The organism is Stutzerimonas kunmingensis (genome assembly GCF_032106285.1).
In the GTDB taxonomy this organism is placed as follows: Bacteria; Pseudomonadota; Gammaproteobacteria; order Pseudomonadales; family Pseudomonadaceae; genus Stutzerimonas; species Stutzerimonas kunmingensis_B.
In genome coordinates, this window is sequence record NZ_DAMCPO010000006.1 from 204,898 (window position 1) to 215,857 (window position 10,960).

The 10,960-nt window shown below is 62.8% G+C and carries 12 protein-coding genes; 5 read left to right on the plus strand and 7 right to left on the minus strand.

What is annotated here, in order from left to right:
• On the minus strand, nt 1-288 hold a 288-nt coding region (locus RT582_RS07355; RefSeq protein ID WP_313477034.1), incomplete at its 3' end, for a TatD family hydrolase.
• A gap of 169 nt (nt 289-457) precedes the next feature.
• On the opposite strand from RT582_RS07355, the gene RT582_RS07360 reads away from it, so the two are divergent.
• Nucleotides 458-1,873 (plus strand): transglycosylase SLT domain-containing protein, encoded by a 1,416-nt coding sequence (locus tag RT582_RS07360; RefSeq protein ID WP_125861946.1) that lies wholly within the window; start codon nt 458-460, stop codon nt 1,871-1,873.
• Between the two features lie 6 nt (nt 1,874-1,879).
• Here the strand turns inward: RT582_RS07360 and RT582_RS07365 are convergent, their stop codons facing one another.
• From RT582_RS07365 to RT582_RS07385, 5 genes are all read right to left on the minus strand, one after another.
• On the minus strand, nt 1,880-2,893 hold the full coding sequence (locus RT582_RS07365; protein WP_313477035.1) for a lipase secretion chaperone: 1,014 nt from the start codon (nt 2,891-2,893) through the stop codon (nt 1,880-1,882).
• A gap of 62 nt (nt 2,894-2,955) precedes the next feature.
• Nucleotides 2,956-3,891, minus strand: coding sequence for a triacylglycerol lipase (locus RT582_RS07370; RefSeq protein ID WP_376785674.1), 936 nt, complete (start codon nt 3,889-3,891; stop codon nt 2,956-2,958).
• A gap of 312 nt (nt 3,892-4,203) precedes the next feature.
• Nucleotides 4,204-4,701 (minus strand): transcription elongation factor GreB, encoded by a 498-nt coding sequence (gene greB, locus RT582_RS07375; protein WP_125877689.1) that lies wholly within the window; start codon nt 4,699-4,701, stop codon nt 4,204-4,206.
• Nucleotides 4,702-4,740: 39 nt separating this feature from the next.
• A complete protein-coding gene (locus tag RT582_RS07380) occupies nt 4,741-7,245 on the minus strand; it encodes an ABC transporter permease (protein ID WP_313477036.1) in 2,505 nt (834 codons plus the stop codon).
• Nucleotides 7,242-7,928 carry an ABC transporter ATP-binding protein gene (locus RT582_RS07385; RefSeq protein WP_313477037.1) on the minus strand — a complete coding sequence of 229 codons (687 nt, stop codon included), beginning with the start codon at nt 7,926-7,928 and terminating at the stop codon, nt 7,242-7,244. The genes RT582_RS07380 and RT582_RS07385 overlap by 4 nt, the downstream gene beginning before the upstream one ends.
• A gap of 11 nt (nt 7,929-7,939) precedes the next feature.
• Here RT582_RS07385 and RT582_RS07390 point away from each other — a divergent pair, with 11 nt between their 5' ends.
• The 3 genes from RT582_RS07390 (at nt 7,940) to RT582_RS07400 (ending at nt 9,903) form a co-directional block, all read left to right on the plus strand.
• Entirely contained in the window at nt 7,940-8,545 is a 606-nt protein-coding gene (locus RT582_RS07390) for an arylesterase (RefSeq protein WP_090519993.1), read from the plus strand.
• A 43-nt stretch (nt 8,546-8,588) separates the two neighbouring features.
• Nucleotides 8,589-8,870 carry a hypothetical protein gene (locus tag RT582_RS07395; RefSeq protein WP_041013972.1) on the plus strand — a complete coding sequence of 94 codons (282 nt, stop codon included), beginning with the start codon at nt 8,589-8,591 and terminating at the stop codon, nt 8,868-8,870.
• Between the two features lie 67 nt (nt 8,871-8,937).
• Nucleotides 8,938-9,903, plus strand: coding sequence for a L,D-transpeptidase family protein (locus RT582_RS07400; protein WP_045666525.1), 966 nt, complete (start codon nt 8,938-8,940; stop codon nt 9,901-9,903).
• A gap of 62 nt (nt 9,904-9,965) precedes the next feature.
• On the opposite strand, the gene RT582_RS07405 is transcribed toward RT582_RS07400, so the two are convergent.
• Nucleotides 9,966-10,220, minus strand: a complete 255-nt coding sequence (locus RT582_RS07405) for an Lpp/OprI family alanine-zipper lipoprotein (RefSeq protein ID WP_003294452.1) — start codon at nt 10,218-10,220, stop codon at nt 9,966-9,968.
• Between the two features lie 392 nt (nt 10,221-10,612).
• Between RT582_RS07405 and RT582_RS07410 the strand changes: the two genes are divergently transcribed.
• Entirely contained in the window at nt 10,613-10,906 is a 294-nt protein-coding gene (locus tag RT582_RS07410; protein ID WP_046619398.1) for a GNAT family N-acetyltransferase, read from the plus strand.
• Nucleotides 10,907-10,960 lie beyond the last annotated feature (54 nt).

Consider the following 10,960-nt stretch of genomic DNA (forward strand, 5'->3'; position numbering starts at 1 on the left):
GCCGACTGCGCGCACTTCGGGCTCGGCGAGAAGGCTGCGCAACTGGCTGGCGCTGTCAGTCGTCCAGTGGCTCGCATCATGCGGATGCACACCCGCGGTACTGAACAGGTGCAGACGGGACTCGTCCAGTTGGCGGCAGAGCTTGAGAGCAGCTTCGCTTTCTTCGAGGCTGGTGCCGGTAAGCACCATCTGCACGACGCCGGCCGCTCTGGCGCGCTCGACGACCGCAGGTGCGCTGGAGGCGAATGTCGGGTGGCTCAGATTGACGCCGATGTCGATAAGCTGCATGGATACCTCGAACTTAAAAACTAACTAAATCAATAATATACGAGTTATAGCTAAACCAGTTTGGAGAGTAAACTGGCGGAATAAGCCAACCTGTGAGAACCTTTGCCACCTTTTGCGGGCAGGGAGCACCGCACCAGCGTTCCCTGCGTCTTCACACCGGTGCATCCCGATGCCACGATTGCTGCCACTCATGTTCTGCCTGCTGCTGGCCCTGATGCCAACGATGGCGACTGCGCGCTTGGCGGGTCCCGAGGCGTGGCAAGCGAACGACAAGGTACGTGATCTGGCCGAAATTCGCCGTAGTGGCGTACTGCGCGTGCTGGTCAATCAGAGCCGGAACAGCTCCGGTGAGGTGAAAGGCGAAGCGATTGGCGTCGAGTACGCGCGGCTGCGGGCCTTCGAGCAGTACCTGAATCGCAATGCTGCATCCGCGCGGCCGATTACCCTGAAGATCATCCCCAAAGCCAAGGATCAGTTGCTTGGCGCGCTGCAGCGCGGCGAGGGGGATCTGGTAGCGCCCGGCGAATTACTGCCGCTGGCGGGCATGAAAGGCATCAGCCGCAGCCGGCCGGTAGTCAGCGACGTGTCATTGGTGCTCGTCGGCCGCCAGGGCGGCCCACGCTATCAGCGTCTGGACCAGCTATCCGGGCGCAGCCTTGCGTTGCCACCTGGCAGCGCCGCAGGGCCGGCGCTCGCGCGGCTGAACAGGCAACTGATGGAGCGTAAGCTGGCGCCGATCGTTGCCGAGTGGGTCGACCCCACGTTGGCTGTCGAGGATGTGCTGGAGATGGTGCAGGCCGGCGTCTATCCGGCGACCGTGGTCGAGCAGACCATCGCCGAGCGCTGGGCCAAGGTCATGCCGAAACTGCGCATCGAGCAGCACCTGAGCCTGGGCGACAAGGCCAGCATGCACTGGTTCGTGCGGAACGACGCCAGCATGTTGCGCGCCAGTGCTGATCGCTTTCTCAAGGATTTCGACCTGCCAGACAACCAGGATGCCGCCTTCGAGCGCGTCTACCGGCGTTTGTACAAGGTCCAGTACCCGCTCGACCGAGTGGGCCGCCAGCGTCTGGAAAAGGTTCGTCCGACCCTGCAGCGCTATGCCGAACAGATCGAGCTGGACTGGCTGAACCTCGCCGCCCTGGCGTTCAAGGAGTCCACCCTGAACCCCGCGGCGCGGGGCGCCGGCGGTGCCACGGGGTTGATGCAGGTGACGCCGGCCACGGCTCGTGCGATGGGTGTCAACAACATCCACCAGTTGGACAACAACGTTCAGGCCAGTGCGAAGTATCTGGCGAACATCCGTCGTAACTTTTTCGCCAGCCCGCGACTGAACGAGCGTGAGCGCATGGCGTTTATTCTCGCCGCCTACAACCTCGGCCCGCAGCGGGTGCAGAGTATGCGCGCCGAAGCCCGTCGGCGCGGTCTGAACCCGGATCAGTGGTTCTTCCAGGTCGAGCGTATCGCTATGGAAACTGTTGGCATGGGCGTAGTGGCATACGTCAACAGCGTCAACAAGTACTACCTGGCCTACCAGCGCGAGCGCTATCTGCTCGAGGCCGACCGCAAGACCGCGGCCAACTGACCGCTCTCAGCGCTCTGCCACTTCCTGCTGCTGAAAGGCAGCGACAAGCCGCAAGCGTTCGCCCTCGTCAAACTGCTCGGCCTCCAGTTGCTCGATAGCGCTGCGGCGCTCGACATCGTCCAGGCCGCGGGTGGCTTCAATACGCTGACGTTCCTGCCGATAGACAGCGACCCGTTGCTGCCACTGCGCGCGCTGTCGATCCAGCGCTTCGAGTCGGGCGGCAGCCTCGCTGCCCACCAACTGTTGGCGCAGCTGGCGGATCTGCTGCGCATTGGCGCCCTGGGCCTGCAAGGCGACAGTTTGCTCTCGCAGCTCGCTTTGCAGCTGCGGCACGAGCAGCTCTTGCAGGTCGCCGGGCAATCCGGCGCGCAGCTGGTCGATGGCGCGGCCCTTGGCTTCGCTGTCCAGTGCTGAATCGGCTTGAATGGCCAGGCGCTCCAGGCTGAAGCGATCATAGGCCTCGTCCAGGGCGAAGAACGCCTGGTGAACAGCCGGCTCCAGCACGCGTGCGCGCAACGCCTGTACGGCACTCAATCGTTGGCGTAGCGCTGAAATGTCCGTGGTTCGCGAATAAGCTGCTTCCAGATCAAGCAGTTGGCGCTTGTAGTTGAGATATTGGGTGAGCACTGCTGATGCCTGGCTCTGAGCCGGCTCCGGCAGCTCGGCGACGATGTATCGGCGCAAGCGTTCGATACTGTTCTTCAACGGCTCCTCTCCGGCTGCGGCGAGAAAGTAATCGAACAGATGCCGAAGTTCGGCGCCGATTAGCAGGTTGCCGGCTTCATCCAGACGGAACTGGCCATCGACCTGGGTGCCCTTGAACGACGTCGGCAACTGCGGCGCGCCTTGCGATGCCGGTTGGGTTTTCAGCGGCTTCCGGGGTGGTGTTGGGGCAGCCGTGGCGGGTGAGGTGGCCGATGGCAATTCGGCCACTGCAGCCGGGCTGGGTGTCGATCGGCTCTGCATGATGGTCAGGCTTAGCGCCACGGCCAGCACCAGAAGAATTATGTATTTGCTCATGGGGTGCTCGGTGATAGCGGCCGGGATCGACGATCCCGGCCTGGTTCACGAAGAGTCGCGCGTCAAAGGCCCGCGTTCTTCAGGCGGTTCGCGTGTTGGCGATAGACACTGACCGGATCGGTCTCGAACAGGCTGGTCAGCCCCATGAACTGATTGACCTCGTCCAGGTGGTTCATCCGGTAGTTATCGCGGATCACCATGCCCAGGTGCGAGCTGCAGCGCCCGACCAGTCCATCGTTGGGCCCGCTGAATGCCAGGGCTCCGGCACCCATCATGGCGTCGCTGATATCCAGCGGGTTGGTCAGCGGGCTGGTGCCGCTCCAGGAGTAGTAGCGCACGCCATTGACCTTGTAGGCGCCCTCGCCGCAAGCGGTGGTGGGAATGCCTTGCGGGAATTTGGCGTTGAAGCGGGCGGCGCCTTCGCTGTTGAGCGACTCCAGCGAGCCGAGAGAGTCCTGCGGGGCCGTGCTTGAGCTGCCGGAAACGAAATTGATGAAGCTGCCCATGGCGTTCACCAGACCGGCGATGATCGCCTCGCCAGAGGAGCCCTCGGGGATCTTGCGGATCAGATCGGCGACGTCCGAACCCTTGTGAGGTGCGCCCACGCTGGTTACCGAGGCGATCAGGTCCGGCCGGATACCGGCTACATAGCGCACGGTCGGGCCGCCGTGGCTGTGGCCAACCAGGTTGACCTTTGGCTTGCCGCTGATGGCGACGATTTCCTCCACCTGCGCAAGCAGCTCCTCACCGCGCAATTCGGACGTATTGAGCTGACTGACTTCGGTGACGTAGACCTGCGCACCGTCGCGGCGCAGCGCGCTGGGGATGCCGTACCAGTAATCGATGCCCAGCAGACTGTCGAAGCCAAGCATGCCGTGGGCGAGCACGATCGGGTACTTCGTAGCGGTGTAGCCGCTGCCAGTAGCAGCATGAGCCTGACCGGCAAGCGCCATGGCGCCACCGAGACAGAGAGCGAGCAAGGTTTTGTTGTTGTTCATGGACGCACTCTTCGAATGTGAATCGGGCTGTGGGCAGTCCATTGCCGTTCACCGCGCATGGCGCGTACTGCGCGCTGAAGAGCGCAGCATTCGTGCCATAAGTACCGAGCGGGGGGCGCGTCCGCTCTAGTCGGGCAATTACGACGGGAGGTGATATTGCGGTGATATCTGTGCGGCGTGCGGTCATTGTTACCGAGCGAAACGGCGCCTGGGTAAGAAAGTGATGATATTTCTTTTTAGCCGCCAATCGCTTTGAGAAGTCAGCATAATCGCCGAAGATGCTGACCGAATCGTCCGATATTGACCTGCCGGTCACTGATACTCGACAGCGACCACATACCAGAGCTTCATCCCGGTCGGGGTTTGCACCTGGACTTCGGCATCCAGGCTTTTGCCCACCAACGCCCGCGCCAGGGGCGAATCGATGCTGATCAGGCCCTGGCGCAGGTCCAGTTCGTCAGGACCGACGATCCGATAGCGCGACTCCTCACCATCCTCGTCCTCGAGGGTCACCCATGCGCCGAAATACACCTTGTTCGGGTCGCTGGGCCGGTCGCCTACGACCTTGAGCTTTTCCAGACGCTTGGTCAGAAATCGCACGCGGCTGTCGATCTCTCGCAGCATCTTCTTGCCGTAGGTGTATTCAGCGTTCTCCGAACGATCACCCTGCGCCGCCGCTTCGCTCACCGATTGGGTCACCTGCGGACGCTTGACGTGCCAGAGTTCGTGCAGCTCGGCACGCAACCGAGCCTCGCCTTCTGGGGTGATCAGGGGCGTGCCGGCCGGGCGCGGTGGGCGATAGCGACTCATGATTTGCGTCCTCGCTGAAAAGTCGCCGATTGTAGCGCTTCAACTCTCGCGCAGTACGGTCAGCGGGCTCGCATTCAGCGCGCGTCGAGTACCGATCAGACCGGCGCCACCGACCAGCAAAGCACCTATCAACGGCAGTACCAGCAGCCATGGGTGCGGCTGCCAGCGCAGATCGAATGCGTAGTGATAGAGCAGGGCGCTGACCAGCTCGCAGCCGACTGCGGCGAGCAGGCCGCTGGCGGCGCCCAACAGGCCGAACTCGGCTCGGCGCGCACGAAGCAGCAAGCCCCGCTCTGCACCGAGCGCCCTGAGCAACGCGCCCTGACGAATGCGCTCGTCCAGCGTCGCTTGCAGCCCGGCGAACAGAACCGCCAGTCCGGCGGCCAGGACGAACAGCAGTACGTATTCCACGGCGAGTGATACCTGCGCAAGGATGCTGCGCAATTGAGCCAGCAGCGCCTCGACCTGCAGCAGGGTGACCGAAGGAAACGCGCGGGCCAGCTCCACCAGTTCGCGTTCCTTGCCAGGCGGCAGGTGGAAGCTGGTCATGTAGGTGGCCGGCATGCCCTGGAGAGTGTCCGGTTCGAAGATCATGTAGAAGTTGGGCTGGAAGCTGTCCCAGTTGACCTCGCGCAGGCTGGTGACGCTGGCCTCGCGGGTCAGCCCGCCGATGGTGAAGGACAGTCGATCACCGACCTTCAATTGCAGGCTTTGCGCAAGTTCCGCCTCGACGGATACCCCGGGAATGTCCGCGTCGCCCTGATCGCCCCACCAGTTACCCGCGACGATGTGATTGTCCTTCGGTAGTTCGGCGGCCCAGGTCAGGCTCAGGTCGCGGCGGATCGCGCGCTCACCCTGGGATTCCTTGCTGACCAGCTGGCGCACCGGCTCGCCGTTGATCGCGATCAGGCGTCCTGGCACGACCGGATACAGTGGCGCGGCATGGTCCGAGATGGCCGCGATGCGCTCGGCAAAGGCATCCTTTTCCGCCGGCAGTACATTGAGCACGAAATGATTCGGTGCGTTGTCCGGCAGCTGGTCCTGCCAGGTATCGAGCAGCTCACCTCGCAGCAGCGCGATAAGCGCCATGGCCAGCAGGATCAGGCCGAAGGCAAGGGCCTGTCCGGCGGCAGCCAGTGGATGGCGCAGCAACTGGCCGAGGCCCAGGCGCCAGCTCAGCGAGGCACCCGCAAGCAGGCGGCGCATGGCCTTGAGCCCCATAAGAAGCACACCGCCAAGCAGCAGCGTGGCGAGCAGGCCGCCGCCAAGCAGTGCCAGCGTGATCTTCAGATCCAGGCTCAGCCGCCACATGATCAGCCCGAGGGCGAAAATCGCGGTCCCATAGACCAGCCACGCACTAGGTGGTACCGGCAGCATGTCGCGGCGCAGCACGCGCAGCGGAGGCACGCGCCCCAGCCCCGCCAGCGGCGGTAGGGCAAAGCCTGCCAGGGCCACCAGCCCGGTTGCGATGCCTGCCGCGGCCGGCCAGATGCCGCCAGGTGGTATTTCTTGGGCGAGCAGATCGCGCAGCAAAAAGAACAGTCCGTGCTGCGCGGCCCAGCCGAGCAGCGCACCGGCGATGCTCGCCAGCAGGCCGAGCATGCCCAGTTGCAGGGCGTAGAGCAGCAGGGCGTCGTGACGCGACAGGCCCAGGCAGCGCAACAGTGCACTGGCATCGAAGCGGCGCGCAGCGAAGCGGGCGGCGGAGAGCGCGACCGCCACCCCGGCCAGCAGGATGGCGGCAAGGCTGGCCAGGTTCAGATAGCGTTCGGCGCGACTAAGGGCACCGCCGATCTGGCGATTGCTGTCGTTGGCCGTTTCGATGCGTTGGTGCGCCTGCAGATCGCTTTGCAGTGACTGCTGATAGGCCGCCAATGCCGCGCTTTCACCTCGCCACAGCTCGCGATAACGGACGCGGCTGCCGGGTTGCACGACACCGGTCGCGGCCAGGTCCTCCATGTGCATCAGCACCCGAGGCGTCAGGCTGTAGAAATCGCCAACCCGGTCCGGCTCGTAGGTCAGCACGCGGGTTAGGCGCAGCGGCTTGTTGCCGACCTCGATGCTGTCGCCTATCTCCAGATCAAGTGCTGCAAACAGCCGCGCCTCGGCCCAGGCTTCGCCGGGGGCAGGAGCGCCGCCGGGCTGCTCGGTTTCATAGGGCTGCGCAGCGCTGCGCAGGGTGCCCCGCAACGGATAACCGTTGCTGGCGGCCTTGACGCTGGCAAGCTGCAGATCCTCATCGGTCGCGATGACGCTGGAGAACTCGACGACCTGGGCATGCGCGAGGCCTTGCGCCGTGCCCGCTTCGATCTGCGCTGGCGCTGCCGGCGCGCTGCCGCTCAACACCAGGTCAGCACCGAGGAATTCGCTGGCGCGTAGCAGCATGGCGCCGTTCAGGCGTGCGCCGAAATAACCGATCGCGGTGCTGGCGGCCACGGCGATGACCAGCGCGAAGAACAGCACGCGCAACTCACCGGCGCGAGCGTCACGCAATAACTGCCGGTAGGCCAGGGCGAACAGACGGGCCTTGGGCATGCGCATCATTCAGCCGCCTCGGCAGCGATCTGCCGACCGCCCTCGAGGCGAATCATGCGATGGCAACGTTTGGCCAGGCGCTCGTCATGGGTCACCAGCACAAGCGTGGTGCCACGCTCGCGATTGAGTTCGAAAAGCAGCTCGGTGATGTGCGCGCCGGTATGCGTGTCGAGGTTGCCGGTGGGCTCATCGGCAAACAGTACGTCGGGCTCGGCGGCGAAGGCGCGGGCCAGCGCAACCCGCTGTTGCTCGCCCCCCGAAAGCTGTCGCGGATAGTGGTGCAGGCGCTCGCCGAGGCCGACGCGGCCGAGCAGTTCGGTGGCGCGCTCGCGGGCATCGCGACGGCCATCCAGCTCAAGGGGCAGCATGACGTTCTCCTGCGCGTTCAGGCTGTCCAGCAACTGGAACGACTGGAAGACAAAGCCGACGTGTTCGGCGCGTACGCGAGCGCGCTGATCCTCATCGAGCGCGGCCAGCGCGTGGCCCGCCAGGTGCACTTCCCCGGAGCTCGGCAGATCAAGCCCGGCGAGCAGACCGAGCAGGGTCGACTTTCCCGAGCCGGAGGTGCCGACGATGGCGAGGCTGTCGCCCTTGGCCAGCTGCAGCGAGAGGTCGGCCAGGATGCTCAGCTCGCCTTCCGCGCTGGGTACCACTTTGTTAAGGTTCCGGGCGTCGAGAATGTTGCCGCTCATGAGGGGATCCGATGCGAAAGTGGCTGAAATGCGGGGCTCTGGCGCTGCTGTGCTGGACTCAGGGAGCCCTGGCCGGAACCGTACTGGTGGTCGGCGATAGTATCAGCGCGGCTTTCGGGCTGGAAACCAGCCAGGGGTGGGTGCATCTGCTGCAGGAACGCCTGGTCGGGGCGGATGATTCGTGGCGCGTAGTGAATGCTTCGATCAGTGGCGACACCACGTCTGGCGGGCTCGCGCGGCTTGATCCGTTGCTCGAGGAGTATGCTCCCGAGGTGGTGATTCTCGAGCTGGGAGGCAACGACGGTCTGCGTGGACAGTCGCCAGCGCAATTGAAACAGAATCTTGCCGAGATGATCGATCGCAGCCGCGAGGCGGGTGCAGAGGTCCTGTTGCTTGGAATGCGCATGCCGCCCAATCTCGGGCAGCGTTACACCCGCGCGTTCGCTGACGCTTTCGACTCGCTGGCAGCGGAGAAACCGGTGGCTTATGTGCCGTTTCTGCTGGAGGGGGTTGGTGGCGTCGCGGGGATGATGCAGGCCGATGGCATTCACCCCACCGCAGAGGCCCAGACCCAGCTGCTGGATACCGTCTGGCCGGTGCTCGAGCCCTTGCTTTGAGGCGTGCGCGCAGCTACTGTCGCGCCCTCGATTGGAGCCTCAGATGTCGCGCTCAGCCAGGACCCTTTACGCTTATCGAATCATCGTGCCGGACGAACAGTACGACATGTTCGCCTGCCGCGAGAATCGACTGCACCTGGCGTTGCGCCAGCTTGAGCTGAGCGGCAATGCCGACCGTACCCTGTGTGGCGGTCTGCTGCCTGCGCAGCCTCGCTGGAGGGAGCTCGAGCGCGCCACGCTGAAGGACCGACAGCTGTGTCCGAACTGCAGGCAGTTGCTTGAGGCGCGACGCAAGGGCCTTCCGTCCGCCACCGCTGCCTGGTAGCTCACGTTTCGCCCGGTTCACGTACAATCGCACCATTTCCATCATCCAAGTTCTCAAGGATTTCTGAATGCTCTCGCGCGCGTTTGCAGTCGCCTCCTGTTTGTCACTCGCTGCTTTGCTTTCAGCAGGCTCCAGCGCGGCGCTTGAGCTGCCGCTGCCGCCGGAAGGCGACGACATAGTCGGTCAGATTCAGGTCATCAAGGCCAAGTACGAAGACACCTTCGCCGCCATTGGTGAAACCCATGACCTTGGCTATCTGGAGCTGGTGGCGGCCAATCCGGGTGTCGATCCCTGGTTGCCAGGCGAGGGCACGGACATCATCCTGCCGACCCGTTTCATTCTGCCGCCGGGTCCGCGTGAAGGCGTGGTGATCAACATTGCCGAGTACCGCCTTTATTACTACCCGGAAGGCCAGAACGTTGTGCACACCTTCCCCCTCGGAATCGGTCGCGAGGGTTGGGGCTCGCCGGTTGGTAATACGCGGATTTCGGCAATGACCAGCAACCCCGCCTGGTACCCACCGCAATCCATCCGTGACGAGCACGCTGCAGATGGCGACCCGTTACCGACAGTCGTTCCACCCGGACCGGATAACCCGCTGGGGCCGTTCAAGATGACGCTTTCGCTGCCCGGCTACCTTATCCATGGCTCGAACAAGAAGTTCGGGATCGGTATGCGCGTCAGTCATGGCTGCTTCCGCATGCTCAACCATAATGTGCTGGAGCTGGCGAAGATGGTGAAGGTGGGTACCCCGGTACGCATCGTCGACGAGCCATACAAATTCGGCGTGAGTGAGGGCAAGGTGTATCTCGAAGCCCATGCGCCGCTGGAAGAGGGTGATCAGCAAACGCTCACCTTGATGGATAAGCATGCGGTCGTGATCAATACGCTACTCAAGCGCGACGATGCCGCGGGCAAGCTGCATCTAGACTGGGAAATGGTCCGCGAAATCATCGCTGGCGAGGACGGCCTGCCGATCCAGATTGCCGAGCAACGGACGGAAGTGGCTGCTCAGGAAGAACAGTTGTTTTGACTGCTGATCTAAGTGCATAAAAAAGCCGACCTCAAAGGTCGGCTTTTTTTATTTCTACAAGCTTACTTGCGGCTGGCGCGTTCCAGCATACGCAGAGCACGCTCGTTGGCTTCGTCAGCGGTCTGCTGAGCCTTCTGAGCGGCGGCCAGAGCTTCGTCGGCCTTGCTGTACGCTTCGTCAGCGCGAGCTTGGGCGCGGGCAGCGGCGTCCTCGGTCGCGGTCAGGCGAGCTTCGCTTTCTTTGGTCATGCTGTTGCTGCAACCGGTAGCCAGAACTGCGGCCAGAGCCAGAGCAGAGAATTTCAGAACGTTGTTCATCTTGTTCCCCTTAAGGTGGAAATCCATAAGCAACTTCCGTTATGGAAAGTTTGCGCGCACATACTACCTAGAACTTAGCTTAAGTAAACGGAGCGAGCCTCGGAGCCACAGGTTTTTTTTCAAATGGCCTTTTGCTTTACCACCCCTTTGCGAAAGTTGGATAAAAAACATCCAGTGTTCGCCGGGAATACATGCACTCATAGTTGCCTGATCTTCTGTTTGATCGAAAGTTCCTTCAATGCCGCGCACAAATATTGATCAGCTGAGGCTGTTCGAACGGATGCGAAACAGGTAGAAAAGACACCTGTGTATGTTTCGGCTGCCAGTTCTGCGTCATGGACCGCAGCGTGATCGAGAACAAGAAGACAGGGCAATCCTGCTGAGGAGTCAAAATGAGCGATACGGTGCGTGTTCACCATGACCTGGCGGGGCATCGCTTCGAGGCGGTGATCGACGGTCATTGTGCCTATCTGGCCTATATGGATTTGGGCAAGCAGACGCTGGACATGTACCGGACCTTCGTTCCGGATGCGCTGCGTGGGCGAGGCATCGCTGCTGTGCTGACGCAGCACGCGCTCGAATATGCCGAGCGCGAAGGGTACCAGGTGATTCCGTCGTGTTCCTATGTCGAACGTTACATCGAGCGCAATCGACCGACCTCGGGCAGGGTGGAACCGACCCCATAAAAAAAGGTTCATCGCGCTTTCCCGGGGAAGGCAGCCTTGATTTTCAGGAAGAAG